Annotated in this window: 31 protein-coding genes; 25 read left to right on the forward strand and 6 right to left on the reverse strand. The window is 62.4% G+C overall.

Annotated elements, in window-relative coordinates; genetic code table 11:
- The first annotated feature begins 28 nt into the window (after positions 1 to 28).
- Positions 29 to 1801, forward strand: coding sequence for a strawberry notch C-terminal domain-containing protein (locus ACODS2_RS16765; RefSeq protein ID WP_489000072.1), 1773 nt, complete (start codon positions 29 to 31; stop codon positions 1799 to 1801).
- A 27-nt stretch (positions 1802 to 1828) separates the two neighbouring features.
- Here ACODS2_RS16765 and ACODS2_RS16770 read toward each other — a convergent pair whose 3' ends face one another.
- Positions 1829 to 2011 carry a hypothetical protein gene (locus tag ACODS2_RS16770; protein ID WP_488999862.1) on the reverse strand — a complete coding sequence of 61 codons (183 nt, stop codon included), beginning with the start codon at positions 2009 to 2011 and terminating at the stop codon, positions 1829 to 1831.
- The gene (locus tag ACODS2_RS16775) at positions 1980 to 2549 is read right to left on the reverse strand and encodes a hypothetical protein (RefSeq protein ID WP_488999863.1); all 570 of its coding nucleotides are present in this window, start codon (positions 2547 to 2549) and stop codon (positions 1980 to 1982) included. Before ACODS2_RS16775 ends, ACODS2_RS16770 begins: the two co-directional genes overlap by 32 nt.
- 141 nt (positions 2550 to 2690) lie before the next feature.
- Here ACODS2_RS16775 and ACODS2_RS16780 point away from each other — a divergent pair, with 141 nt between their 5' ends.
- The 7 genes from ACODS2_RS16780 to ACODS2_RS16810 all read left to right on the forward strand — a co-directional run bounded on the left by ACODS2_RS16780 (position 2691) and on the right by ACODS2_RS16810 (position 11225).
- Entirely contained in the window at positions 2691 to 4715 is a 2025-nt protein-coding gene (locus ACODS2_RS16780) for a ParB/RepB/Spo0J family partition protein (RefSeq protein WP_488999864.1), read from the forward strand.
- Between the two features lie 103 nt (positions 4716 to 4818).
- Positions 4819 to 5721, forward strand: a complete 903-nt coding sequence (locus tag ACODS2_RS16785; RefSeq protein WP_488999865.1) for an ArdC family protein — start codon at positions 4819 to 4821, stop codon at positions 5719 to 5721.
- On the forward strand, positions 5718 to 6149 hold the full coding sequence (locus tag ACODS2_RS16790; protein ID WP_488999866.1) for a hypothetical protein: 432 nt from the start codon (positions 5718 to 5720) through the stop codon (positions 6147 to 6149). The genes ACODS2_RS16785 and ACODS2_RS16790 overlap by 4 nt, the downstream gene beginning before the upstream one ends.
- Before the next feature lie 23 nt (positions 6150 to 6172).
- Positions 6173 to 6604 (forward strand): hypothetical protein, encoded by a 432-nt coding sequence (locus ACODS2_RS16795; protein ID WP_488999867.1) that lies wholly within the window; start codon positions 6173 to 6175, stop codon positions 6602 to 6604.
- 221 nt (positions 6605 to 6825) lie between these two features.
- Positions 6826 to 7416, forward strand: coding sequence for an ADP-ribosyltransferase (locus ACODS2_RS16800; protein ID WP_488999868.1), 591 nt, complete (start codon positions 6826 to 6828; stop codon positions 7414 to 7416).
- Positions 7413 to 8537 (forward strand): hypothetical protein, encoded by a 1125-nt coding sequence (locus tag ACODS2_RS16805; protein WP_488999869.1) that lies wholly within the window; start codon positions 7413 to 7415, stop codon positions 8535 to 8537. Before ACODS2_RS16800 ends, ACODS2_RS16805 begins: the two co-directional genes overlap by 4 nt.
- 63 nt (positions 8538 to 8600) lie before the next feature.
- On the forward strand, positions 8601 to 11225 hold the full coding sequence (locus tag ACODS2_RS16810) for an AAA family ATPase (RefSeq protein WP_488999870.1): 2625 nt from the start codon (positions 8601 to 8603) through the stop codon (positions 11223 to 11225).
- Positions 11226 to 11521: 296 nt separating this feature from the next.
- On the opposite strand, the gene ACODS2_RS16815 is transcribed toward ACODS2_RS16810, so the two are convergent.
- From ACODS2_RS16815 to ACODS2_RS16825, 3 genes are all read right to left on the reverse strand, one after another.
- Entirely contained in the window at positions 11522 to 11983 is a 462-nt protein-coding gene (locus ACODS2_RS16815) for a Ros/MucR family transcriptional regulator (RefSeq protein ID WP_489000073.1), read from the reverse strand.
- Positions 11984 to 12054: 71 nt separating this feature from the next.
- Positions 12055 to 12306 carry a hypothetical protein gene (locus tag ACODS2_RS16820; protein ID WP_488999871.1) on the reverse strand — a complete coding sequence of 84 codons (252 nt, stop codon included), beginning with the start codon at positions 12304 to 12306 and terminating at the stop codon, positions 12055 to 12057.
- A complete protein-coding gene (locus tag ACODS2_RS16825) occupies positions 12303 to 13550 on the reverse strand; it encodes a Y-family DNA polymerase (protein ID WP_488999872.1) in 1248 nt (415 codons plus the stop codon). The genes ACODS2_RS16820 and ACODS2_RS16825 overlap by 4 nt, the downstream gene beginning before the upstream one ends.
- Before the next feature lie 236 nt (positions 13551 to 13786).
- On the opposite strand from ACODS2_RS16825, the gene ACODS2_RS16830 reads away from it, so the two are divergent.
- From ACODS2_RS16830 to ACODS2_RS16865, 8 genes are all read left to right on the forward strand, one after another.
- Positions 13787 to 14413: an SOS response-associated peptidase gene (locus ACODS2_RS16830; protein ID WP_489000074.1), complete on the forward strand. Its 627-nt coding sequence runs from the start codon at positions 13787 to 13789 to the stop codon at positions 14411 to 14413.
- 105 nt (positions 14414 to 14518) lie between these two features.
- Positions 14519 to 14869: a hypothetical protein gene (locus ACODS2_RS16835; protein WP_488999873.1), complete on the forward strand. Its 351-nt coding sequence runs from the start codon at positions 14519 to 14521 to the stop codon at positions 14867 to 14869.
- Between the two features lie 22 nt (positions 14870 to 14891).
- A complete protein-coding gene (locus tag ACODS2_RS16840; RefSeq protein ID WP_482208083.1) occupies positions 14892 to 15269 on the forward strand; it encodes a DUF3768 domain-containing protein in 378 nt (125 codons plus the stop codon).
- Positions 15269 to 15556, forward strand: coding sequence for a hypothetical protein (locus tag ACODS2_RS16845; RefSeq protein WP_488999874.1), 288 nt, complete (start codon positions 15269 to 15271; stop codon positions 15554 to 15556). Before ACODS2_RS16840 ends, ACODS2_RS16845 begins: the two co-directional genes overlap by 1 nt.
- A gap of 26 nt (positions 15557 to 15582) precedes the next feature.
- Entirely contained in the window at positions 15583 to 16440 is an 858-nt protein-coding gene (locus tag ACODS2_RS16850; protein WP_488999875.1) for a DUF7146 domain-containing protein, read from the forward strand.
- An 88-nt stretch (positions 16441 to 16528) separates the two neighbouring features.
- On the forward strand, positions 16529 to 17497 hold the full coding sequence (locus tag ACODS2_RS16855) for a hypothetical protein (protein WP_488999876.1): 969 nt from the start codon (positions 16529 to 16531) through the stop codon (positions 17495 to 17497).
- A 117-nt stretch (positions 17498 to 17614) separates the two neighbouring features.
- A complete protein-coding gene (locus tag ACODS2_RS16860) occupies positions 17615 to 17995 on the forward strand; it encodes a DUF736 domain-containing protein (protein WP_488999877.1) in 381 nt (126 codons plus the stop codon).
- A gap of 243 nt (positions 17996 to 18238) precedes the next feature.
- A complete protein-coding gene (locus ACODS2_RS16865; protein ID WP_488999878.1) occupies positions 18239 to 18688 on the forward strand; it encodes a DUF736 domain-containing protein in 450 nt (149 codons plus the stop codon).
- Positions 18689 to 18752: 64 nt separating this feature from the next.
- Here ACODS2_RS16865 and ACODS2_RS16870 read toward each other — a convergent pair whose 3' ends face one another.
- Complete coding sequence (locus ACODS2_RS16870; RefSeq protein ID WP_082703776.1) at positions 18753 to 18983, reverse strand: helix-turn-helix domain-containing protein; 231 nt, start codon at positions 18981 to 18983, stop codon at positions 18753 to 18755.
- A 184-nt stretch (positions 18984 to 19167) separates the two neighbouring features.
- Here ACODS2_RS16870 and ACODS2_RS16875 point away from each other — a divergent pair, with 184 nt between their 5' ends.
- From ACODS2_RS16875 to ACODS2_RS16915, 9 genes are all read left to right on the forward strand, one after another.
- Positions 19168 to 19350, forward strand: coding sequence for a hypothetical protein (locus ACODS2_RS16875; protein WP_488999879.1), 183 nt, complete (start codon positions 19168 to 19170; stop codon positions 19348 to 19350).
- 537 nt (positions 19351 to 19887) lie between these two features.
- Positions 19888 to 20217: a single-stranded DNA-binding protein gene (locus tag ACODS2_RS16880; protein WP_292687768.1), complete on the forward strand. Its 330-nt coding sequence runs from the start codon at positions 19888 to 19890 to the stop codon at positions 20215 to 20217.
- Between the two features lie 50 nt (positions 20218 to 20267).
- Positions 20268 to 20597, forward strand: coding sequence for a hypothetical protein (locus ACODS2_RS16885; RefSeq protein ID WP_488999880.1), 330 nt, complete (start codon positions 20268 to 20270; stop codon positions 20595 to 20597).
- A gap of 172 nt (positions 20598 to 20769) precedes the next feature.
- Entirely contained in the window at positions 20770 to 21294 is a 525-nt protein-coding gene (locus ACODS2_RS16890; protein ID WP_488999881.1) for a hypothetical protein, read from the forward strand.
- A 417-nt stretch (positions 21295 to 21711) separates the two neighbouring features.
- Positions 21712 to 22671 (forward strand): DUF2493 domain-containing protein, encoded by a 960-nt coding sequence (locus tag ACODS2_RS16895; RefSeq protein WP_488999882.1) that lies wholly within the window; start codon positions 21712 to 21714, stop codon positions 22669 to 22671.
- A 189-nt stretch (positions 22672 to 22860) separates the two neighbouring features.
- Positions 22861 to 23115: an antitoxin gene (locus tag ACODS2_RS16900; protein ID WP_488999883.1), complete on the forward strand. Its 255-nt coding sequence runs from the start codon at positions 22861 to 22863 to the stop codon at positions 23113 to 23115.
- The gene (locus ACODS2_RS16905) at positions 23112 to 23429 is read left to right on the forward strand and encodes a type II toxin-antitoxin system RelE/ParE family toxin (protein WP_488999884.1); all 318 of its coding nucleotides are present in this window, start codon (positions 23112 to 23114) and stop codon (positions 23427 to 23429) included. Before ACODS2_RS16900 ends, ACODS2_RS16905 begins: the two co-directional genes overlap by 4 nt.
- A 51-nt stretch (positions 23430 to 23480) precedes the next feature.
- Positions 23481 to 24890: a tyrosine-type recombinase/integrase gene (locus ACODS2_RS16910; RefSeq protein WP_488999885.1), complete on the forward strand. Its 1410-nt coding sequence runs from the start codon at positions 23481 to 23483 to the stop codon at positions 24888 to 24890.
- Positions 24887 to 26092, forward strand: a complete 1206-nt coding sequence (locus ACODS2_RS16915) for a site-specific integrase (RefSeq protein ID WP_127711569.1) — start codon at positions 24887 to 24889, stop codon at positions 26090 to 26092. The genes ACODS2_RS16910 and ACODS2_RS16915 overlap by 4 nt, the downstream gene beginning before the upstream one ends.
- The last annotated feature ends 43 nt before the right edge of the window (positions 26093 to 26135 follow it).

The raw sequence follows: 26135 nt of genomic DNA on the forward strand, positions 1-26135 counted from the left end.
ACCTGCGCCTCCCGCCGCCACACTCGACATAAACTGCGACTGCAAAGAAATCGTGGCGGATTATCTCGACAATGCCTTCCCGACGCGCGCCATGGAAAGCTATTGGGATGAGGATGGCAATGAACGCTCGCGCCCAATGGTCGATGAGGCGGGCAATCCGGTCCACTCGCAAGAGGCCATGCGGATCAAGGCCGAGACGCTGGAACTGCTGGGGGCGCTGCCGCCCATCGTGCCCGCGCTCGACGCGATCATCTCCCGGTTTGGCACTGATGCGGTGGCCGAGATCACTGGCCGGACGCGCCGTCTGGTGACCTTGCCTGATGGTAGCCAGCGGCTTGAATCGCGCACCGCCAACCAGTCGCTGGCCGACGCCAACGCCTTCATGGGAGGGGCCAAGCGCCTCCTCGTCTTCTCGGATGCGGGTGGCACGGGCCGCTCCTACCACGCTAGCCTGGACGCCAAGAACCAGCAGCGCCGAATGCACTTCCTTCTGGAGGCGGGCTGGCGAGCTGACCGTGCCATCCAAGGCCTTGGCCGCACCAACCGCACGCATCAGGCGTCGGCGCCGGTGTTCCGCCCCGTCACCACCGATTGCCGCGGCGAGCGGCGGTTCATCTCGACCATCGCCCGCCGCCTCGATGCGCTTGGCGCGCTGACGCGTGGCCAGCGGCAGACGGGCGGGCAGAACCTGTTCGATCCTGCCGACAACCTCGAGAGCGATTACGCCCGCGAGGCGCTGACCCGCTGGTATCATCTGCTGCATCAAGGCAAGCTCACCAGCATTGGCTTTGCCGATTTTTGCGAGCGTACCGGCCTCCAACTCGAGCAGGAGGGCTGCCTCACCGACAGCCTCCCGCCCATCCAGCGCTGGCTCAACCGCATTCTGGCGCTGCCTATTGCGCTTCAGAACGCCGTCTTCGATGAATTCCTGGGCCTGGTCGAGGCGCGTATCGACGCCGCGCGCAAAGCGGGGACTTTCGACGCCGGCGTCGAGACGCTGGTGGCCGACAAACTGACCATCATCGAGGAGCGGATCTTGCGCGAGGATGCCAATGGCGCTTCGACCCAGCTTCTCACGCTCGAAGCGCAATGGGCCCCCAAGTTCACGCCGCTTGCCGAGATCGTGAAGCGCATCGGCACCAGGACACGGCTGCTGCGCAATGGCCGCTCCTCGCGCGTCGCGCTGCTGATCCCTGAGCGAACCCGCCTGATGGATGATGGCACGCCGGTCGCCAGCTTCACGCTGCATCGTCCCGGCGGGCGGAGTTGGATCACCGCCGATGAACTCGCCGAAAGCCACTGGGACGATTGTGACCGTGAGGCATTCGAGCAGGCCTGGCAGGTCGAGGCCGATGATCTGGCCACCAAGCCTTACACCGAGCGGTTTTACCTCGCGACCGGTCGCCTGCTGCCGATCTGGAACCTGCTGGGCGATGAGGCGCAGGTTCGCCGCCTCGTCACCCAGGATGGTCGGTCACTGCTCGGCCGCATCGTGCCTGCCGAGGCGGTCAACATGCTGCTCGACAAGCTGGGGATTGGCGACCGCATCGCGCTCTCGCCCGATCAACTGGTGGAGGCGGCGCTGGCCGGTAAGGTGGTGCCTATCGATGCCTTGTCCGGCACCAGCCTCAAGCGTTCGCGTGTCAATGGCGAGGCAAGGCTTGAGGTCGTGGGTTTTGATCCCCGCGCCCTGCCATCGTGGAAGGCCAAGGGCTGCTTCACCGAGATCATTGCCTATCAGACCCGGCTGTTCATGCCGGTGAACAGCGCTCGAGAGATCGTTCAAGCGTTGGCGGCTTAGTATGGGGTCAAAAAGGCCGGTGACTGGTCACCACTGGCCGCCGGCCTTGGCGATCTCATCCAAGAGAGCCTGCTTGGATGGCGTGCGCCGCTTGCCCTCATTGCGGGGCACATCGACGCCGCCCACGACAAGACGACGCTCGGCTATGCGCTTGCCAAGCGTGGCGAGGCTGATGGCCTCACGCGTCGTCTTCAAGGTCTTGAACGCCATAGGTCTGCGCCGTTTCTTCGCGAATTCTCCGTTCCATATAATGGAGATCAAGGCCTTCAGAAAGAGTGAATAACGCTTTGGCCTGTCCCAGCATGTCCCGGGCCGCGCCAGAAGCGTATTGGCCCATGCGATCGGCAATCAGATCCTCAACGGAAATCACGGCCACTGTGCCGTGCGCTTCGACTTCGATCATCTGAAGCAGGCTTGTATCGGCATAGCCATCAAGCAACCGGCTGCCGACCACCTCGAAGCCCAATTTGAGATCGGGATGAATCCAGCCCCGCGTGGCAACGCCCGGGCCACTGGGCCTTATGAAGCCATGTTTCATCATGATGGTCTCGAGCGCGGTCTGTTGCGTAGAAACCAGATCAAAGTCACCCGTGTTCACCGCGCCCTGGGTGTAAAGCTCAACCGCGCCTCCACCGACAAGGATCGGCGGCTTCAGATCCAATTCGTCCATAGCCGAACTGATCTCCGCCAGCTTTTCAAGCGCTGCTTCAAATTGTGGTCGCCACTGAGTCATGATGGGTTGCTTCAAGCATCTGGTGCCTCCTGTCGATGGAAATGTCGCGTCAATCCTGGATTGGAGAAAAGGGGAAAGCCATGGGGGCGAGGCCCCCTGGAGGCGAAAGCGTCACCATGATCCGGGCCTCTCGACCCAAGCGCGGGAGACCCTATCATGCAGTCCATCACCCTGACGCACGCCAAGCTGCGCCTTTCCGAGAGCAATGTCCGCAAGGCCAATGGCGACGCGGGCCTTGAGGCCCTGGCCGCCAGCATCGCCGAACACGGCCTGTTGCAGCCGCTGATTGTCAGCCCCTCGGCGGGCAGGAAGACCCTCTACGATGTCCACGCCGGTGGCCGCCGCTGGCGCGCGATCGGCTTGCTGATCGAGCGCGGCGTGTTGCCCAAGGATTACGCGATCGATGTCCGCCTCTGCGAGAACGAGGACGCCGCCGCGCGCGAGATCAGCCTTGCGGAAAACCTGATCCGCGAGGCCATGACCCCGGCGGATGAAGCGCGGGCCTATCGTGACATCGTCGATGGTGGAGCCGATGCCGAAGCCGTTGCGCGCCGCTTTGGCGTGACGGTCCGCCATGTGCAGGGGCGCCTGCGCCTTGCCGATCTGGCCGAGCCGATCTTCGCCGCGCTGGCTGCGGGCGAGATCACGCTGGATGTCGCACAGGCCTATGGCTCGACCGGCGACCGTGAACGGCAGGCAGCGGCATGGGAGCGCCTATCGTCGAGCTGGCAGGCTGACAATCCGCAGGCGATCCGCCGGGCCATTGCCGAGGAAAGCCTCTCGGCCGATCACCCCATCGCCCGCTTCCTTGGCGAGGCCGAATATGTCGCCTGTGGTGGCCGGATCGAGCGCGACCTCTTCGCCTCCGATGGCGAAGGCCGGTGGCTCGATGGCGATCTCGCCATGGACCTCGCCGCCAAGAAACTGGCGCATGAGGCGGAGGTGGCTGAACTCGGCTCAAAGCTCGCCTGGGTGAAGCCGACGCTGGCGACCCACGTCACCTACGATGAGACCAAGGATCTCCATGCCTATTGGCCGCGCCGCGCTGAACCCAGTGCCGAGGCACTGGCCCGTATGGATGAAATTTCCGACCGGATGACCGAGATTTCCGAAATCCTCGACGCGCCCGATGACGGCGATGATGTCGAGGCGCTGGAGGCAGAATACAACGCGCTCGATACCGAGCATGACCGGCTCTCGGACACCGATCTGCTCATCCCTGACGAGGACAGGCCCAATGTCGGCACCTTCCTCGTGCTGGGCAAGGATGGTCAACCGCGCCTGCTCGAAACCTATTATACCGCGACGAAGCCCGCACGGCGGCCCAGCGCATCGGGTGAAAACCCCAGTGACATCGAGACCGAGGGCGACGAACCCGCGCCTTCAGTCGGCCTGCCACGTTCGCTGGAAGAGCAGATGGCCAAGGATCGCCGCGATGTGCTGGCGCTGCATATTGCTCATGATCCGGCGCTGGCGCTCGATTTGGCGATCTTCAGCCTGGCCCGCGATCATGCGGGGCATTTCGGCTATTCCGATACCGGCTGCACCATCCGCATCACAGATCGCAACGAACCTTCGGGCCTGACTGGCATTCCAACCAGTTCGGCGGTGACCGAACTCGAGCAGCAGCGCGCCAGCCTTCCCAATGACTGGGCCAGCGAGGAGGACAGCTTTGCCTCCTTCCTCGCCTTCCGGTGTTTGGACGACGGCGTGAAGGCTGGCTGGCTCGCCTATGCCGTCAGCCAAAGCCTCAAGGCCAGCCTTGCTAGCGGCACGCACACTTGCGCGTTCCAGAGCCGCCTGGGCGCAGAGATCGGGATCGATATGGCCCAGCACTGGCGACCGGGCGCGGAGAACTTCTTTGACCGCATCAAGAAGGCGCAGATCCTCAACATTCTGGGCGGGTTCGATCCAGAAATCGCCCTGCGCTATGCGGCGGCCAAGAAGACTGAACTGGCGACGGCTGCCGCGCGCCTGTGTTCTGGCGACACGATCATCGAACCCGAGATCAAGGCCAAGGCGCTTGCCTGGGTGCCCGATGTGATGCGCTTTGGCGACCTTGCGAGCGATCCTGTCGGTGACGGCATCGCGCCCGTCGCCGCGCTTGATGGGGCCGAGGATCTGTCCCTCGACGCCGCCAATCAGAACGATGCCGACGGCCCGCTCAGCCAAGCGGCCTGACCCTCAACCTCGAACAGCCACCGAACCCAACCTCCTTTCGCGCCAGAGCGGGAGGAGGTTGGCGTGCCTGCGAGCAAGGCTCGGATCAGGAGGAGATCATCCCATGAAGCCCCGTCACGACATCTATGCCACCGTCACCGCCCAGCTTGTCGCCGCGATCGAATCCGGCGCGGGCGAATGGCGGATGCCCTGGCACCATTCCGGTGCGCCGGTCATGCGCCCGACCAGCGTCGCCGGTCGGCGCTATTCTGGCATCAATCGCCTTGTCCTCTGGGCCACGGCTGACGCCTGCGGCTATGCCTCCGGCATCTGGGCGACCTATCAGCAATGGCGCGCCAATGGCGGCCAGGTGCGCAAAGGTGCGATCGGCACCCATGTCATCCTCTGGAAGAAGGTCGAGCGCGGCGATGCCGCCGCTGAAGCGGGCTCCGAAGGCGATAGCCGCGCCCGCTTCTTCGCGCGCAGCTTCGTCGTCTTCAACCGCGATCAGGTCGATGGCACCGAGGACACGCTGGAAAAGGAGGTCGCGCCTGTAAACACCTCCATTGCCGACGCGCTGGCCTTCCTCGAAGGGCTTGGCATCCCGGTCGAATACGGGCTGCATGATGCCTATTACCGCCCCGACATCGACAAGGTCTTCATGCCCGAGCGCACAGCCTTCGACCATGACCTCGACCTTGTGTCCACACTCGCACACGAGATCACCCACGCGAGTGGACATGTGGACAGGTTAGCCCGTGAGACGCTGCGCGATTATCACAAGGAACGTAGCATTCGCGCGCGCGAGGAACTGGTCGCCGAACTAGGCGCCAGCTACCTCATGGCCGACTTGGGGCTCGCCTACACGCCGCGGCCCGACCATGCCGCCTATCTCGCCAGTTGGCTGGGTGCCTTGCGCCACGATCCCAAGGCGATCTTCAACGCCGCCGCGCAGGCGCAGGCCGCTGCCGACTGGATCCACGCGGCGCACAAGGCGGCGGCGGCGCCTTTGCCGCTGGCTGCATGAGGCGCGCTGTGGCAACCGCCTCCTTCTGGCCTGATGGCGCGCAGGCTGCCGGCCGCACCATGTCCGGCAATTCGCCCGCTGACTGGTATCCTACCTACCTCGATCTGGTGGCAGCGATCCGCATCGGAATGCGGGAGGATATGCGCTCTTTCGATCCCATCCACCGCTGGCGGGGGACTGCGCATCGGGTGCTGCTGCGCAATCCCTATGCCGACATCGGCCTGACCTGCCTCGACGGCCAAGCCGCCGTCTGGATCGGTGAGCGGATCGACCGAGATTACCGCATCCGCTGCGAATGGAGCGATGTTTCCGGCCCGGCTCGCCTCTGGCTCTCCAGCATCGCGCCTGTCTTCGAGGCCGCCGCTGCACGCCTCGGCTTTGCCCCTATCCATCAGCCTGTCGATCAGACTTGGCTCGAAGCCGCCTGATTGTGCTTTTTCAGGAGATCATCATGTCCCAATTGCCCACCTCTGGCGAATGGCGCGAAGGCAGCCTTTGCCGCACCACCGCCGATTGGCCGTTCCATTGGGTTGCCGAAATCACGGCCATGGATCCGGTGTCCGGCAGCTACACCTGTATCGGCACGGTGCGGCAGGCCGGAGCCCGCCGTTATGATGAGGCTCTGGCCAATCTCCGCCTCATGGCCCGTGCGCCTGCCATGCTGCGGCTTCTGCGAGCCGTCTCGCAGGTGCTCGACATGAGCGATCCTGACCATGAGGCTTTTGCTGACAGCGCGGCGGATTGTCTCGATGCACTGCTACAGCAGCAAAAGCCCCTGCGGGAGTTGCTGCGTGAAGTCGATTTGGCTCAACGCCAGTCACCTGTGCCAGCGAATGATCAGATTGGTGACGACAGGCCAGACCTTACAGGCGGTCGAGCTTGATTGAAATCGACAGGGACGGTCGAAAACGACCAGTCTCGATCGTTCCCATCAGCCATCATAACGTCCGTCCACGCCGAAACCTGCCATTGGTGGGTCTCTCAGCGCCCAGACGAAAGGCGCTGGCATAGTCGCCTTAGCGGGCCTAGCAATCCTCACTCAGGATGCTAGGCAATTATTTGCAGGCCATGCGCTAAACACCCGATAGAGCCAAGGATGTATTTGTGACGTCGAGCATTGTTACGCCAAACGGACTGATTGTCCGCGATCGAAATCTCGACGATGAGGAGCATCTTGCCTTGCGCAACTATGGTGCGGATTCAACCTTTTTCCATGCGATTGCTCAAGGGCAAAGTGTGGCGTTGTCCCACAACCCCGCCTTCCAAGAATTCTCGCTCTCCGCAAAGGCAAGGCGTGACGCGATCGACCGAGTCTTTGCGATATCACGGTTGATCAAAGAGCAGGTGCTCTGGTCTGGTCATGGACATGGCTGGGGCATTCGCGGCGCGCTTGTGGGAGCACCCTCGGATTTCATCGGCTTAAAGTATCGCTATCCGGGTTACATCTCGACATCGACGGTACGATCATGGTGCGACGCGTTCCTCGAGAAGCGGAACCGCGATGAGAGTCGGCCGACTCTCATGCAGTTGAATATGCCGGCTCGGTTTCCCGCTATCGATATGCATGACGGCGCTGCACAGGGGGAATTTGAAGTCCTGCTTCCCCGTAATTTGAACTTGGTGATCACGGATGCCGCATCGCTTCCCGGCGACATTTTGCACTTGACCCTGTCACCAGTCGAGACAGTGGCATGACGAGAACCTTCCTTCACAGTTTCGACCCGATATCTGCCAGCCCTGTTACCGGACCGACCGTTGACCTGACCGTCGCAGAAATTGAGGACGCCGGACTCAGGGAGGTTTTGGAAACGCCGGGCGCTGCATATGGCGCATGGTCCATCCTGGATGCACTCCTCATGCCGACCGGCGCAGGAACACCCTTTATCTTTAGGGAGCCGCTTGGTCAGGCGCGTGAAGTGAAAGTGGCCCTGTCAGGTCTGTTTGGACGCTTCGTCGCTCGCGCCTACCTCGAGCGGTATTTCAACCTTTCGATCTTCGCCCATCTCGGCAGCAAAACAATTGATCTCGACGGGCGCAGGAGGGTCAAGGTCAAACGATTGTCACGCGGCGATCTACCCGACTGGATTGCCTGTGCCTCCGATTTATCATCGCTGACCGTAGCCGAGGCCAAGGGATGCCACGATACAGCAGGCCCGGCAGCGGCGTTGGCACGCGCATGGACCCAGGCCGGTCGGGTCAATGTGACAGCGAGAGGCCGCAAGGTCACGGTGAAGCGTATTGCCATCGCGACACGCTGGGGCATGGCTATGTCAGGTCCTGCCGAAGCCCATCTTTCGGTCAAGGACCCCGTCGATGAGGGAGAGCCGATAGAACCTCACGAGAAGGATGCGCTATTCGTTGGTATACTCCGCCTGCACATTGCCAATCTAATCCGGCCGCTCGGTCATGTTGAACTGGCAGACGCCCTGATACGCCTGACCTATCAACCATTCGCCCGCCGCCTCCAAGACAATCTCCAGGCAGCGCGAGCATTGCTTGACGCCTCTCCGGTAGGTGAAGTTGAGAAGGTCAGTGCCATGGGCGGTCTTGTCGGCGGGATCGTCACCCGTGCCGGTCCGGTAGCCGAAGCCGATATTTCCACCGTCGACCAGGAAGTGCTTGCGCGCCTCAATCTCCGACCGGTCTTTGTCGGGATAGATCGGGATCTGATCCGTGCTGCCATCGATGCTGAAACCCAGTCGGTTCGCGTCCGCCTCAGTGAGGCGAAACAACCCGACGAATTCGCACGGAGCGACCGTGCTGGGGGATGGATCGTCCCTCTTGGTGAGGAGCGCCGAATCATTGGTGGCACCTGAAGGGTGAGCCCGCGACAAATAGAAACATGACCTGCCGCTGCAGGTGAAGATCAGGGACGGAACATGGACGCACAAGTCGACGATCTCTCAAACGAAGCGGCGGCTCTCGCCGACATCCTTAAGTGGTCGACAGACCTGCCAGCTTGGCAGCGCGATGCCTTGCGGCGGCTCTGCAGCCAATCCAAGCTGGAAGCGGTCGACCTGACTACCCTTGCTGCAATCTGCAAAGGGACTGAGCAGGCCGTTCCGCTCGACGCCAGTCACCTTCGGGACCCGGCCGCCAGCCATGCTGTCGTTAGTCTCGGCGCTCTCCATGGCTTGTCGAACGTCAATGCCCTCGCACCCGGCGAGCGCCTTTCATTCGGCAAAGCCGGTCTCACCGTCATTTACGGCGACAATGGTGCAGGGAAATCCGGCTACGCTCGCGTCCTAAAGCAACTTTGCCGTGCCCGTTCGCCAAAGGGCGATGCGATACTGCCGAACATCTACGCTGCCGCGTCCGGCATGCCATCCGCGAATATTGAATTCTACATCGGCGGCCAGAAGAGAAATGCATCCTGGACGCAGGGAAATGCGCCTGACGCTATGCTCTCAGCCGTGAGCGTTTTCGATTCGCGCACCGCCAACGTCCATGTCGAGAACACCAATGACCTCGCCTACACGCCGCTGCCGCTTCGTATCCTCGCCGGCCTGGCACAGACGTGCCAAGATGTGAAAGCCAAGCTGGCCTCCGATATTAAGGCCCTAAAGGAACAGACACCCGCCGTCCTGTCGGCACCCGATTGCAAGCCAAGCACCCAGGTAGGAAAGCTCATCGAATCCCTGTCCGGCAAGACCAAACCAGAGACAGTCGAAACCCTGGCCGGCCTGTCTACAGACGAAGAAGGTCGGCTTCAGACCCTTATCACTGATCTCGCCAGCGATCCGGCGCGGACGGTCCGCCAACTCCAGGGCCTGGAAACCCGCATCACGGCGGTCATTGAACGTCTCGAAAAGCTGGTTGTCGCCGCAGCAGAGGAACATCGAACAACGCTCCATGCAGCTTATTCGCGCCTCACGGCGGCACGTGCTGCTGCGAACGCGGCTTCCGCAAACCTGTTTTCCGACGAGCCCCTGCCCGAAATCGGTTCCGATGTCTGGAAGGCATTGTGGGAGGCTGCGCGCGGATACTCCCGCGCCGCAGCCTATCCAGACAAGCCATTTCCCGTAACCGGCAGCGACACCAACTGCGTACTCTGCCAGCAGCCACTCAGCGAAGAAGCCTCAAAGCGCCTGAGCAGCTTCGAAGCGTTCGTGCAGGACGAGAGCAGACGCCGGGAACAGGAGGCCGAAGCCGAGTATACGAAGTTGCTGGAGGAAATCTCCTCGCAAGCCGTCTCCATGAATAAGCTGCCGGCGGTCATCGCGCTGATCAGGGACGACGTTGGTCAGGACGATCTTGCAAAAACCATTCGCCGAGAAATCCTTTCCCTAGGCTGGCGCCTGCGCGCTATCCTGCGGACCCACACCATGGAAGCTCCCCCGGCGCTCCCGTCTGCCGTCGCCGTGTCATTCGACGCTTTGCGCTCAATCATCGCCGACCTCGCAACGCGCGTGGAAGGGCTGCAGTCGGAAGCGAACTCCCCACAACGCGCCGCTCTCGTGGCAGAGCGCGACAGCCTCGCTGACCGAAAGTGGCTCGGTGTGGTAAAGACCGATGTGCTTGCGCAAATCGAACGCCACAGAGCTATCGACGCGCTTGAGAAAGCGGGCAAGGACACTGCCACGAACAAGATCACGACGCAGAGCACGCGGATCGCGCAGGCGCTGGTCACCAATCGCCTGCGTGGAAGATTTGCCATCGAGGTGGACAAACTCGGCATCGCGGGACTCGCCATCGAGCTCCAGCAAGCAAAGACGAGCGCGGGCGTGCCTTTTTTCCAGGTCCGCCTCATCAACAAGCCGAATGAACCGGTCGGCAAGGTTCTGAGCGAAGGCGAGCATCGCTGTGTCGCGCTCGCCGCCTTCCTTGCCGAACTATCGACCATCGATGCGCAATCCGCCATCGTGTTTGACGACCCGGTTTCATCTCTCGATCATCAACATCGCGACAAGGTCGCACAGCGCTTGGCCGAAGCCGGGCAGACCCGGCAGGTGATCGTGTTCACGCACGACATGGCGTTCCTGCTGCTACTCGATGAAGCATGCCGCGCGAGAAAGGATCGGGATGCGACGCCAGTCACCTACAGGTTGATCAGCCGCGGCGGAGAAAATGCCGGCTATTGCCATCAAGAACCGCCAGCCAGCGTCATGCCGCTCGACAAGGTGATCGACGGAATGAAATCCCATCTCGCTAATGTGAAGATCCACCACGAACGCGGCGACCAGGCGAAGTGGCTGCGCGAGGTAACGTCGTTCCAGGACCAGCTTCGCACCACCTGGGAGCGCGCCGTCGAGGAGGTTGTCGGCCCGGTGCTTCGCCGCCTATCCCGGAAAGTGGACACGACAGGCCTCATCAGGCTAACCGTTCTGACCGACAGCGACTGCAACACTATGCGAGAAGCATTCGGGCGTTGCTCAGCTCTGCTCCACAGCCAGCCTGGTGAAATCAATCCACCGCTGCCCGCACCATCAGTCATCGAAACCGAGATCGAGATGTTAGCAAAGTGGATCGCCGACATCCGAAGCCGTCAGGAGCAGGCCGCGTGATGCTCGCGGACGAAGCCTTAACATTCTGCCAAGCGGCCTTCGCCGAATGATGCAGGAGCGATTCTCCGCCGCAATCTGACCGCAATCCTGCTTGGCCGATTGGCAGCTAAACGCCCTTGTTGTTAGTTGCTGCCGTCCGGATCGTCCGACGGCTTTGTCCTAGGAGATAGTGTCATCGCGGCCCCGGCAAACAGCCGGTTTCGGCGTAGACTGACGTTCAGAATCGCCACGTTATACGGCTGGTTTGTCCCAAATCGCGCCAGCCTGGCGGTTCGGAACATTTTCCCACAGCACCCTTACGCAGGTGCCACCTGCTTCTTTCGTCGCGCGGCCTTGATTTTCGGCGCAGGCGCAGCCTCGGCAACTGCCTTCGGCTTGCGGCCGAGACCGATCTTCACCGCCAATTCCTTGCGTTTTGCGGCGTAGTCAGGCGCGACCATCGGATAGTCAGCGGCTAGGTGCCAGCGCGTGCGATACTCGGCAGGGCTCAGACCATGATCGGTTGAGAGGTGCCGCTTGAGCATCTTCATCTTCGCGCCGCATTCGAGGCAGGTGATGGCATCGGCCTTGACCGAGGAGCGCACCGAGACGGCAGGCTCGCGCTTTTCTTCCACCGGAGCGGGCGCCTGACCTAGGCCAGCCAGCGAGGTATAGACCGATTGGATCAGCACTGGCAGTTGGTCAGCCGCAACGGCATTGTGGCTGACATGAGCGGAAACAATATCGGCGGCCAGCATCAGCAGCGTTTCATCGGCCATGGAAATAATGTCCTCATCCATTCGGTGACGACACCTGCATAGCGCAATATTTTTCAGTCACGAGGGGGTAATCAGGCAATACCCCCAACAAAACCTTTCGTTCCCCCGCGCTGCGGCATGGCAAGGCGCATCGCGCCTTTGCAGCCACGCTGCTTGCAGCGGGCGCGGGCCTGGACTTCCGACAGCCATAGGTGTCCAAAATCGCCAAGCGTGAGCAAATGCGCCGGCGTCACGAAGCGCACCTTGCCGCAGGTGCGGCAGGTGAGTTCGAGCCGCGTTTCGGCATCGAGATCGCGCAACTGGATGGCGTCGAGCCAGCTCACCAATTGTCCTCCGCCTCTGGAATGCGCGTGTAGCTGATCTTCGATCCGACATTGCCACCGGCGGGCGGCGCCCAGGGGCCGACGCTCACCACCGTCTGGCCGAAGCGGGAATTGAGGCCGTCCATGGTCCGGCTCAACGCCTCGCAGCGCTGCCTCTCCTTGTCGTCATTGGCGAACAGATCGGGCTGCCGCGCCGTGTCGAGCGTCAGTTCCCCCAACGTCACGCTGACGCGCATGATCTTGGTCGCCGGCGGGATTACGGCCGTCACCCGCTCCCACAGTTCGCCGAGCGCGGCGAGAATAGCCATGTCGTCCTGAACCTCGCCCAGTGGAGCGACATTGCCCCAGCCACGCTCGAAGCCCTTGAGCCAGAGATAGAGCGCCGAGGCATAGAAATTGGACCGCCGCATCCGCCTTGCGGCCTTGACCAGCAGCAGGCGGGCGATGGTACGCGCGTCATCCAGACTACGATGATCGGGCGGCAGTACGCGGGCATGGCCGAACATGTTCCGTTCGGTTTCCGGCGCCTCCACCGCATAGCCATGGAGCGCGTACCAAAGCCGCTCGCCCGTCACATTGCGCCAAAGCGCCCGCATCTGCTTGGGTTGCAGCGCGAGCAGGCCCGGCACGTCGCCGACGCGGGCTGCGGCAAGCCGCTTCACCATCGAGCGGCCAATGCCGGGAATATCGTCCAGCTTCAGCCTTGCGAGTTGAGCGGGCACGTCTTCGGGATACCAGATCGTCAGACCATCGGGCTTTTTGGTGTCGCTGGCGATTTTGGCCAGATGCCGGTTGGCGGCAAAGCCAATCGAGCAGGTCAATGTCGCGCCGATGTTGTAGCGGATGGTGTTCTTGATCCGCTGGGCAAGGTCGGTGGGCTCGCCCCGCTGGGTCTCGTCCAGCCAGCACGAGACTTCGTCGATCGACTTCACTTGGTCGACCGGGATCACCGACCCGATCTCCGCAATCAGGGCATTGTGCGCCCTGCGATAGAGATCCGGTTTTTGCGGCACCAGAACGATGTCGCGGCAGATCCGGCGTGCTTCATCGACCATCATGATGTTCTTCACGCCGCGCGCCTTCGCCTCGCGCGAGCACGCGATGATGCAGGTGCGCCCGCCGCCGGCATAGGGGATCACGCCAACTGGCCGCCCCCGCAGGCGAGGGTCGCGCAATTGTTCGACGGAAGCAAAGAATCCATCAAAATCAAGGTAAAGGTGTTCAATCGTCGTTGGTTTTCGCATGGGCTCCAGCCCGAATCGGGTGAGCCATAAATGAGAACATAATAGGAACTTGTAGGCAATAGGGGCATGGCCCGGTCGGCACAGACCATCGGGCAAAAATGGTCGGCCCGAAGGCCGCTCTTTGGAAAATCTGGGGCAAGCTGCCTGCTTATCCTCGGCCCGCCTGCCGGGGCCAAAAACCATATTCAGGCCTGTGGCGGTTGACAGACAACCTGCCGGGGGAGAGGCAAGGTCGCATGTGTAATCTTTATCGCCTGAACAAACCTGCTGCCGACATTGCCCACCTGTTTGGTGTCGAGGCCACCCAAGGCGCCAATTACAGCGAAGAAGTCTATCCCGGTTATCCTGGTCTGGTGATGGCCGGGCGCCGCCTGAAAGTTATGAACTGGGGCTTCCCGCTGATTATGACTGGCCGCAATGGCCAGAAACTCAAGCCCAAGCCCGTCACCAATGCCCGTGACGACAAGCTGAGCACCGCCTTCTGGCGGGCCAGCTTTGAAAGCCGCCGCTGCCTTATCCCCGTCTCGGCCTGGGCCGAGCCGGAAGGTGAGACCGGCCATATGACCCGGACTTGGTATTCGCTCCCCGGAGGCGAGCCTTTTGCGGTGGCAGGCCTGTGGCGCGCCACCGAGGAATGGGGCGATGCCTACACGATGGTCATGGTCGAAAGCTCGCCCCAGATGCGCGAGGTCCACGATCGGATGCCGGTGATCTTGCGGCAGGATCACTGGAAGACATGGATTGAAGGCTCTCCGCGTGAAGCCTTCGGGCTTTGCCGGACATGGGACGACGAACTGGCTGTTGAGCAGACCACGACCCGGTGGGCGGGGCGCGGTCTGATGGGAATGTTGCCATTCGAATGACGCTATTCGCCGTCAGGCACAGAATGATGTCTGGGCGACAGCTAAAAAGTTGAGGTGGAAGGTGGCGTGGCGAGCAATTCCGCTCGCCCGAAAGTTGCCCCCTCGATGCTCACGGATAGCGAACGCTTCGCCTTCACACCCCGGCGCATTCATGGCTTTGCCAGTACCGGCAACGCCTATGACGCCACCCAGACCGACGATCGAATCGCCAGCGGAGACACGCTGCTTATTCTGCCGGAAGGCGTCGTCGGCGTGGCCCATTGCTGGCCCTTTGCTGTCACGCAGGTGACGGGCAAACTCCATGGCGTCCAGCCCAAAGCGCATGAGACGCTGGCGGATTTCGCCGCCGCATTCAACATCAGCACCGACGACATCGCGGCCGCCATCGCGCTGGCCCAAGCGCTCGGCTTCGCCATCGATCCCGCACTGGCCGCGCTCGCCACGTCCGCCGCCTGAACCCCACCACCGGAGAACCATCATGCTGACCACCGCCACGCCGGCGGGCGCTGACGCGCGCCTGGAACAGATCGCCCGGCTCAATGACCGCACCCGCCTCGGCCTCGATCGGACGGCCCGCGTTGTTATCACCCGCAATTGCCTCGAAAGACTGGCCGAGGCCGAGGGCGCGCCCGAAGAGCCTATCGTCCTGCAAGCCCGCCTGATGGCGGCCTTTCGCCATTGCACCTTCTCCGAGGACAGCCCCGAGCGCGATTTCGCCGCCATCGAGTTCCTCGGCCGCAAGGTTTGGATGAAGATCGACTATTATGACGCAGCGATGGAATTCGGCTCGGAGGATCCGGCCGATGCCTCGGTCACCACGCGGGTGATGACCATCCTGCTGCCCGAGGATTACTGATGTGCGGGCAGCTTGTCGTCGACCGCGCCCACGAAAGGTTCGGTGCCGAGGTCACCATCGCCGACCTCGCGCGCCATTCCTTTCCCGACTTCAACTGCAACTTCGTCCACATTTACGAGGTCTGGGAAAGGCTTGAGGAGGACTGGCGCTTCGAGCTCGACCGCGACGCTAGCACGCTGGAATATGCCACCGGCGTATCCGCCCGTTTCACGGACGGATCGACCCTGCACATCAGCGCCTGGGCCGATTGCTGCGACGGCTCTGGCTGCCGCCATTGCCGTGGCTGATCTCACCATCATCAGGACCGCTTACCATGCGCTATCAACCCACGGCTGAGACGCTCGCCATTGTGGAGCGCCTCGGCGGGCGCTGGAATGGCCGCTATGCGCTGGTGCCATGCCCAGCCCATGAGGATCGCACGCCCAGCCTGTCGATACGACAGGGGCGGCAATCGATCCTCGTCCATTGCTTTGCTGGCTGCGATGGGAGCGAGGTTATGCGGGCGATCCGCGAGGTGCTCGGCCATTCGGTGCTTGGCCAGCGGGCTTTGCCCGTCCCGGCCAATGATAGGCCTGCGCCTTTCCAGCGCCTTTGGGATGAGGCTTCGCCCGTCGCCGGCACGCTGGCGCAGCGCTATCTCCGCGACATTCGTGGCATCACCTTTCTGCCGCCCGATGTGCGCTTCCATCCTGCCTGCCCGATGGGGCGCGGCCCTGTGCCGCGTCGCCTTCCAGCTTTGCTGGTTGGCGTCTTCAAGGCCCGGCGCCTGATCGCGATCCAGCGCCTGTTCCTCGATCCTGTCACGGGCAGGCGAACCCATCGCATGATGCTCGGCAATTCGCGCGGCGGCACCTGGCCTGCCGCCTTCGCAGGCGGGGCCATGCGGATTGCCGAGGGCTTTGAATCGGCCTGCGCCTACCGGCAGATCACTGGCCGGGAAGCGGGCACCTGCTTTGGCGTGCGAAACTTCGGCGGCTTCGCCGTTGGCGATGGCGTCGATCAGGTCATCTTGCTGCCCGACAATGACCGCGAAGGGATGCAGGCGGCGCAATTGGCCGTCATGGCCCGGCGGACTACCGCCATGCCCTTCGCCATTGAGCGCTGTCCGGCAGGCTTCAACGACTGGGCGGAGATAACACGTCCACCTGTTCACATGTCCACCGCCTCATAAGTCCACTTGTGGACAGGTGGACATGTGCAGGGGCGGCAAAGCCGAGAGGGAGGCTGGCCGGGTGAACCCGAAAGGAGGCCCAAAACCCATGTTCACCGTTCCCGCTCTGCCCGCGCCCAATGCTCTTGCCGATCCCGCCTTTCTGGCCAGCGCCGCTGGTGAAAGCTGGATCGGGGCATTGGCGGAGAACTTCCCCCATACCCGTTATTGGCGGGACCGCTCCGACTGCTGGTCGCTCAAGAGCCTCAACGCACTGGCCGCGAAGATCATCGATGCCCGCTATGAGGGGCACGAGATCGAGGAGGTGATGGAGGCCGAGTTTCCGCCCGCCGCGTTTGGCCAGACCTGGTATCACGAGGTCGCGCCCCAATTGCGCTCCAACCTCGCAGAGGCTGGGTTGGATGACGACGACGATGCCATCGACGCCATCCGCTACGCGTGGGAAGATCATGCCGCCGAGCGCGATGACAGCAGCGTGGCCGATCTCTTCGCCAGCTATGACCGCTGCGAATTGCTGTTCCGCTTCAGCGCCGAGCGCTGGCTCGACGATGCGCTGGTCTTCTCGCACCGCCCGTGGTCCGAGACAAGCGAGCTGTCCATCACCGCCAATCTGCAATTCGCGCTGAACAACCTCGGATACACCATCGGCGAGTTCCGCAAGGCCAGCGGCAACCGCCATCCGGCTCACAGCGCCTTGCCGCGCAACGCAAGGCGGCGGCGCGCGCCGATCATCAGCCACGAGCAGCTTGCCGAAATCATCGACAATGCCTGCTCAACCTCCTTCCTCTTCTGCCTCTATGCGATCGTGCCGATCCCGGAGCTGATCGCACTCGATCTCAGCCGCCCCGTGACCTTCGAGAAATGCTGGGTGGCCACGATGGACCCGATCAACGGCACCTTCTTCGACGTGCCGGCCAATGGGCCGGTGACCGTGAAGCCGGAGGACGGGCGCTTCCTGTCCGGCGGACATCTGCGCTGGTCGCCGGAGAACATCTGCTGCCTGCACACGCCCTACTACCATGCCGCAGTGACGCAGGCCGCGCCTGAAAACTGCTGATCGGTGCGAGAAGGAGAGCGGGTGGAACGTGAGTGTCGTGGGCGCAGGCGCCCAGAGACGCAACCCACTCTTCGGCCCCTGGAAAGCAAGACGGGGCCTTTGCCAAAGGAAATCCCCATGAACATCGGCACCATTCGCGCCAATGACCGCGGCGCGCTGACCGGCAGCATCGCCACGCTGACCGTCGCCATGAGCTTCGCCCTGCGCGGCGTCGCCTCGAACCACCCCAATGCCCCGCGCTATGAAATCTGCACGCGCAGCCCCGCCGGGGCCGCAGTCCAGATCGGGGCGCTGTGGGAGCAGACCTCGAAGACCACCGGGGAATGTTTCCTCCAGGGCCGGATCGATGACCCCTCGATGGCGCGGCCGCTTGCGATCAGCGCCTTCCGTCAGGACGACGGCAGCTACAACGTCGCATGGCTGCGCCCCCAGCGCCGCTCCGGCTTTCGCGTGGCGACCTCGGCCAACGACAATCCACCCTATCTGGACGCGGCCTGACGGCTTGCTGGCAGTGCCTCGGGTGATGATCTCGCGAGGCATCTTTTCTCTGCCTGCGGCGCCTTGGCGTTGTGCTGGACGCGGGCGTTGCGTGGCTCCAGCAGCGGGGCTGCGGGGCGGCCACCGGGCGGGGAAGAGCTGAGGGGAATGAGGATGGGTGTCTGGGGCCAAGGGGCCAAAGACGCAAACCAACCTTCGGCACCCGGGACGCAAGAGGGTGTCGGGCCAGAGGAGAATACGGCCATGAATATCGGTGAAGTGAAGCTCAACGGCGCTGGCGTTTACATGGGCAAGATCCAGACCGCCACGCTCGACCTCGTGGTGGGTCTGCGCCCGGTCAATTCGCGCAACGCCGCCGCCCCCAAATATGACGTGATGGTCCGCGCCAAGAATGGCCAGTTCATTCCTGTCGGCGGCCTGTGGGAGAAGACCGCGAACAACGGCGGCGGCACTTTCCTTCAGGGCCAGATCGACGATCCCAGCTTCGAGGCTCCGCTGTCGATTGCGCTTTTCGCGCAGGCCGATGGCGCGCTCAACATCGCCTGGTCGCGCCCGCGCCGCCGGGCCGAGGCCGGTTTCGCCGATACGGCCGTGATGGGCGCGGCCAACGATGGCTTTGGCAGCAGCGATGATGATCGCCGTGATGCCTCGCCCTTCGGCGATCTCGAACCGGGCCTTGCCAAGGCGGCCTGACCCCAACCTCCAGAATGCTTGTCGCTATGGGCGGCCCGTCTCGCGACGGGTCGCCTTTTTTCGTTCAATGCTGGGCAGGATCTTCGAGGTCGGGGCGAACCAGATCGACGTGGCTGACGCCCAGCGCCAGCGAGAGCTCATAAAGCGTGATGACGGTCGGATTGCGCCGACCGCGTTCCAAGCTGCTGAGATATTGCTGGCTAAAGCCAGAACGCTCCTCGACCTGCTCCTGGGTCAGGCCTTGATCCCGCCGCAGGCGCGCGAAATTCCGGCCAACCAGTTTACGCATGTCCATGCGCAGCAGGATCGCGATTTACATACTTTGAGTTTATCAACTATAGTATGTAAATGATCTGGCACGACGTTTCCGATGGCCCGCCTGAGGGGAAAACCGTCACAAACACGGGCTTTCTGCTGTTTGTCACGCTTGTCTGCTAATCTGCTCTCGTCAGAATTGTCCTGGCAAAGGCCTCATTCCCATGTCCGAACCATCCAATCCGCTATCACCCTCCGACTATCAGTCGATTGCCGCGTCACTGGCCGAGATCAAAGAACGGCTCACGCAAGCCGGGGATCTGCTGGCAGCCATGCATATCGATCATGCGCTGCAATGCCTTAATCCCGAAAACCCGCTCCACCAGCAGGCCGCCGCACAGGCCTGAACGATCAGCACGCAGCCGACGTGGCTGTTGTGGCGCGCCCGTCCGCATAGAATGGGCGCAGCATCGCCGGTGACGATCAGCTAGTCGCCGCATGGTTGTTAGAGGCGACCGCCTTCCGGGTTGAACGCCGCGGGTGAAAAGCTGCGGGACGAAGCCAAGCCATGCTCCAGACCCTTTGTCTGGCGACCATCGAGCGCCAGCGCGAGCGCGTGCGGGCAAGCTAACCCTTGGAAAGCGCCAAGCAGGGCACCTGATTCCAGGGCGGCCCGACAGCCAAACACAACCTTGTCCACACATCTCCGGGCAATCTGACCGGCAAGCCATCCCGCCAGAGAAGGGATGAACACTACGCCCGCGCGGGGCCGTCGCAACCCCCATTTGTCGACCGAGTTACCGGCCTCTTAGGCCGGCGCCCGCACCACTCGAAAAATGGAGGTTCCCCTGCGCTTCGCTTCGGTGCGGCGCCCCCTCAATCGCGGGCTGCGCTTCAGTTCATCCCGGCGGGAAAGGCTCGCCGGTAAGATCTGGAGACTACCCATGAACAAGGTTTTCCTGTCCGGCCGCATCACCTCCGACATCAGCCGCTTCGGCACCGACAGCAAGGGCGGCGTCAGCTTCACCCTCGTCACCAGCAGGCCGGTCATCAAGGACGGCCAGGTCGTCAAAGGCGACGATGGCTACGCCGAAACCTACGACCAGTTCCACACCATCAAGGCCTTCAACGGCCTGGGCAAGTCGATCGCCAACCACAAGAAGAAGGGCGACAAGCTGATCGTCACCGGCGAGATCCGCTACACCAAGAACGAGAAGGACGGGCGGACCTACTACAACACCGAGATCGTCGCCGACGAGATCGAGTTCATCTGACCAAGACGGGCGGCCCCACGGGCCGCCCTTTCTCTTTCGGGAGCAAGCCCATGTTTTACACCTCGGCCTTCGATGAATTCGCCTGCGTCCCCTGCGGCATCACCGTCACCAACCCCGCCATGGTCGCGCGCATCCGCGCCCAAGCCGGTATGATGAGCGATTACGAGATCGCCGCCCATCTGGGCAACGCCATCGCCTCTTCGACCGATGCCGCCCACGCCCTTGCCTGGGAACAGAGCCAGCATGGCGAAGCCAGCGCCGAAACGCTGGTCGATGCCGAATATTTCGAGGAACTGGTCGCCACCTGGAGCCTGATCGCTAGCGAGCGCGGCATCGATAGCCTCGATGGCCTGCTCATCGATGTGGTAGCGGTGCATTGAACTCTACTTGAGGTAGGCGCTGCCTAGCGCCTACCTCTGTCCGCCATAACCTTGACTAAAATCCGGGTCGGCTCGGCAAAATTTGCGAATCGCCATTGCCGAGGTTCCCCCTTTCAAGCAATTGAAGTGAATGGGCGAAGCACGACAACGCAAAGAGCGACTCCGAAAGGTCATGATCGACGAACTGACGATCTTGGCCGCTCCACCTACAGCACATGAGGCGGCAATAGCTGCCGAGTTGCAAGGCCTCACAGCTTCTATAGCTAGGAGAGAGTCAGCGGCGCGACTGGCCTGGGCGAATATGAAGCCGCAGCAATGTCATCAAAATGTTGCTGCTTATGTCCGCTTAGATCCAGACAAAAGTTCATCTCACCAAGTAGGTTGGTGGCAACAAGGTGATCAATTTGTGTTGCATTCAGTGGCCTGTATTAAAGGCCAATATATTTGCCTGACACCTCAGCAAAGTGGAGTGCCTGATAATTTTCCTTTTCTCGTGGATCCAAAGATCACTCAATTTGATGAGGGCGAAGGCGTCATTCGCTTCCTTCGAGATGGGATCGCGTTCCCTCACGTTGTCCGCGGTAATCCAGAACGAATTATGCGTGTAGCTTCTCTTGGCCTCGAACGCATTTCATTAGGTATCGACCCTAACCAAGTCTGGAATTGGATGGATCAAGAGATCAATTCACATCAGTGACATGGTATTGGCGCCTGCCCGCCGAGGCGGTCACCGCGCTCTATTCCGCCCAAAACCCTGACGGGCTCCGGGCTCCACCGAGCCCCATGCGGGTCTCGACCCTACGGGTTACGATCGACTGGCGCAGGGCGCTTGAGGCACCGTAGCGCACCCCTGAAACCAACAATCTCTCTCTCGTAGTCCTAGCATGGCAAGCTGGCCGGGCGCTTGTCCAAGGATGCGCGGTGCCCCCAATTTTGCGGCGGGCCAGCCCACCACAAAATCGGCTCCCCCACGCCCCGCTGACGCGGCGTCAACCGGGGTCCGTCCGCTGCGCTCCCGGCTTCCCGGCCAACGTCCCTGACAAGCTGGTCCAGCTCGCCCTCTGACCTCCCGTCATCACGAGGATGACGAACGACAAGCATTCTGGAGGTCACCATGACGCAAGCATTCGCCAACTTTGAAGCCCTCTCTGCCTTTTACCGCGAGCAGATCGAAGTGCCCGGCTTTGATACCGCCTTCACCGAGCAGGGCAGCATGGCGCAACTCTCGGTCCACGACGAACCCGTCGCCATCGACATGCCCGACCCGCAGGCCGCGCGCGGCGCAATGGAAATGGTGATCGGCACCATCTTCGACCTCTTCCGTGGCACCCGCATGGAGGAATTCGGCCAGGACATCGTCTGGGGCATCGTCAACAGCTTCCACGTCACCTCGCAGCGCATCGAGAAGCGCGAGGATGAAGCCACCAAGAAGCTGGGCGACATGGCCCGCGCCTTTGACCCTTCCGAAATCTACGCCGTCGAACTGGAGGAAACCCAGCGCATCGCCCAGACGCTGATGGACTGCCGCGATGCGATGGAAGCCATGCGCGACTACGCCGGCGAGATCTACCGCGTCGAAACCGGCCGCCCGTTCTCGACCGTGAAAGGCACCCGCGTGTCCTCCGGCCTGACCGCCAGCCAGATCGACGCCCGCGACTTTCTCGCCGCCCGCGCAGCCAAGCGCCGCGAAGACCACGCGCCCACCGGCCCGGTGGTCATCTTCTCCGGCGGCACAGACTGGCACGACCATGAACTGCTCTGGCAGGCCCTTGATGAAACTCACGCCCGCGTGCCCCACATGATCCTCGCCACCACCGCCCAGCACAAGGGCTGCGACCAGATCGCCCACGCCTGGGCCGCCGCGCGCGGCGTCAAGACCGTCCGCTTCACCCTCAACCGGGCACTGGGCAAGCGCGCAGGCTTCGTCCGCAACGAGCAACTGATGAACCTCAAGCCGGTCCACGCCATCGTCTGCGAAGGCTCGGGCCTCCAGTCCAACCTCTTGAGCCGCGTGCGTGAGGCGAACGTGCCACACCACGCATTCGCCCAACGCCACCAGCGCATCGCCGCCTGACGTTTAGGAGGGCGCCGCATCCGCGGCGTCCTCCTTCTCTTTTTCCGATGGCAAGAGGCACGCGGACGTAGGGGTGGGACAAGCCCACCCCATGCCGCGCGCCTGGACTGAAACGGCAGGATTTCCAAGACTGGCCACAAACCCACATTTGCGATAATGATGGTTTGTTGCAATCGCCAAGAGGTCGTCATGAGCCGCCTGACCATCGACATCACTGCCCAGCAGCACCAGAGCCTGAAGGCACTGGCCGCCCTCCAGGGCAAGACGATCAAGCAATATGCGCTCGAGCGTCTGTTCCCGGCTGATGCCAGTGGCGATCAGGCTTGGCGTGAATTGCAGGCACTGCTGGGCGAGCGCATCGAGCAAGGCTTGGCCGGACAGACCTCGGCCCTCAGCATCAGCGCTATCGTTGATGAGGAATTGGGCACGGGCCAAGCCTCTTGAGCCACGCCTATGTTCTGACTGCGGCGGCCGAGGCAGATGCCCGGTCGATCATCCGCTACACGCGCCAGCAATGGGGCGATGCGCAGGTCCGCGCCTATATGGCCAAACTCGAACAAGGGATCGCGCGTCTCGCCCACGGCTCGGGTTCCCACCGAGACATGAGCGATACGCACCCCGGCTTACGGATGGCCCGCATTGAGCATCACTATGTTTTCTGCCTTCTCCGCGACAAGGATCCGCCGCTGATTGTCGCCATCCTGCAAGAGCGGATGGATCTTATTCAGCGGCTCGGCGACCGGTTGTCATTGGACTGAACTGCCGTGACCCCAGCGCCTGTCGGCGACTTGGTGGCGCCCAGGAACCCGGTGATCGGCAGACATCCTCAAGCATCAGCGGTCAATCTGAATTGCCCAGTTCCTGAAGGGACAGGCAGCACACCGAACGCGGGTTATCCGCATTTTATGGGAAAAAGTGCTGCAAAATCAATCGAGGATGCGCTGGAAACGTGGCGCAAGCTGGCCGCCGCCGATGGCTGTCTGGTCCCCAAAATTCCGCAGAATTCCGGGGTTTTGGATGGCGAATTGGGGGTGTATGATGGCGATATGGTCCCCAAACGGCTTGCGCCCGGGAATCGGGCCTATCTTGATGGCAATTTGGCGCGTCGGAAGCAGCCGCCCGCGCCTCGGGAATATGCGATCTGGGATACCGAGCTTGCTGGGTTCGGCCTGAGGATCAGGCCATCGGGGCGGCGCAGTTGGTTCGTGCGGGTCCGGCGGCGCGGCAAGCATCAGCGGATCACGCTGGGCTCGGTGGAAGACCTCGATGCGCCGACTGCGCGGATGCAGGCGCGGCGAATTTTGGCAGAGGTGGCGCTTGATGGTCTGCCTCGCCGCGTTGCACAGCGTCAGTCGCCCACCTTCGCCGAGTATGTCGATGAGTTCTGGCGCGATTGCGCGCATCACTGGAAGCTTTCGACCCAGAAGCGCAATTGGGACGCCATCCGCCTCGACATTGCCCCGCAGTTTGGCCCGATGCGGCTCGACATCATCTGCCGGTCAGACATCATCCGCTGGCGGGATGATTGCGCGGAGGGGAAGCAAGCGAAGTTCAACCGCGCGCTGCCGGTGCTGGCGGCGATGCTGAAATATGCCGAGGCGCTGGGGTATCTGCGCAAGGGGAGCAATCCTTGCAGGGGAACGCCGCGCTTCAAGCGCAAGGCGATGGAGCGGTTCCTCAGCCCACTTGAGTATCGGCGGCTAGGGGCAGCGCTGAGCGAAGCCGAGGAAATGCAACCTCTGCGCGTCGCCATCATCCGCTTGCTACTCTACACCGGCGCGCGGAGCCAAGAGATCGGTGGCCTGCAATGGGATTGGGTGCAGGGACCGCGCCTGTTGCTGCCCGATAGCAAGACCGGCCCCAAGACGATCTGGTTGTGCAGCCAAGCGGTGCGGATTCTGGAGGCCTTGCCGCGCCGCGAAGGCTGCCCCTTCGTGTTTCCCAACCAGAAAGGCGACGCACCGCTCAAACTGGACGTATGGTGGTCCAAATTCCGCCGCCGTTGCGCGCTGCCGGATCTGCGCATTCACGACCTACGCCACAGCTATGCCTCAATCGCCATCCGCCACAATATGCCGCTGGCGACCATCGGCAGGCTGCTGGGGCATGAACTGCCCGAGACGACCGCCAAATACGCCCACCTTGCCGACGAGACGATTGCCGAGGCGGCGGCGCGCGTGTCGGGTGGATTGGCCAGCGCGATTGGATTGGGCGCATGACCAGTCTTTCCCTCCGCCAGATTGTCGAGAAAGCGCTGGCCGAGGTTGGCGTCGATCCCAAACTCTCGCGCGCTCAGCGGGGCCGCCCACGAACAACTACATGGCTGGCCATCGAGAACGGCTTTGGTATCCGCCACTACGCCAGCGGGCGGCATGTTTACATCGTCCAAACGCGGATGGGCGGGCGTGTGCGGACGATCACCATTGGCCCGGCTACCGTGCTGACCCGCCATCAGGCGACGATGGTGGCGCGGCGGGTCATCGCCCATGCACGCGTCGGCCATGATCCTGCCACCGTTCGCGAGCGCATTCGCAGCGCGCCGCGCATGGATGATTTCCTCAAGGAATATTGGCAGAAATGTGAGCCGACTTGGAAGCCGTCCACCCGCACCACCGCCACTGATTACCGTCGCTGCCATATCGATGGGGCGTTCAAGGACATCTATGTCGACAGCTTGACCGAGGCCGATGTCGCCAAATGGTTTGCCGCCCTGACCGACAATGCCGGGCCAGGTGCTGCGAACCGCTGCATGGACATCCTGCGCGCCGCGCTCAACAAGGCTGAGGCGTGGGGCTATCGCGTTGAGAACACCAACCCCTGCTATGCCGTGCGCTGCAATCGCAAGGTGATGCGCACCCGCCACCTGTCCGAGGTGGAGATGACCCGTTTGGGCGCTGCGCTGGCGGATATGCGCAACCATGCCGATCAGAGCCTGCGCTCTCAGGCAGTGGCGATCACGCTGCTGCTTCTGACCGGCTGCCGTCGCGGCGAAATCCTCTCGCTGCAGTGGAGCGACTTGCGTGGCAACCGCCTCAAGCTGCGCGACAGCAAGACCGGGCCTCGGACAGTTTGGCTGGGGCAAGAAGCGGTCGATCTGCTCGGCGAAGTTCCCCGAATGCCCAAGGTGCCGTGGATTTTCGCAAGTTCGCGTACCGGCAATCCGTTTTCAGACATCCGGGATGCATGGGTGGAGGTGCGCGACCTTGCTGGCTTACGGAATTTCCGGCTGCATGATTTGCGCCATACCTTTGCCAGCCATGCCGTGATGAGCCGGGAAAGTCTGCCGATGATCGGCAAGCTGCTCGGACATCGCTGCATCAAATCCACCGCGCGTTATGCCCACCTTGACGACGCCCATCTGCTCGATGCCGCCGAGGAAATCGGGCGGGCTATCGAGCAGGCTTTGGCGGGCGGGCGCTAGACCTGCACTACCCCTTGAAGGTCGGGCGTCAATGACGTATATC

Source organism: Novosphingobium sp. FG137 (assembly GCF_057809735.1).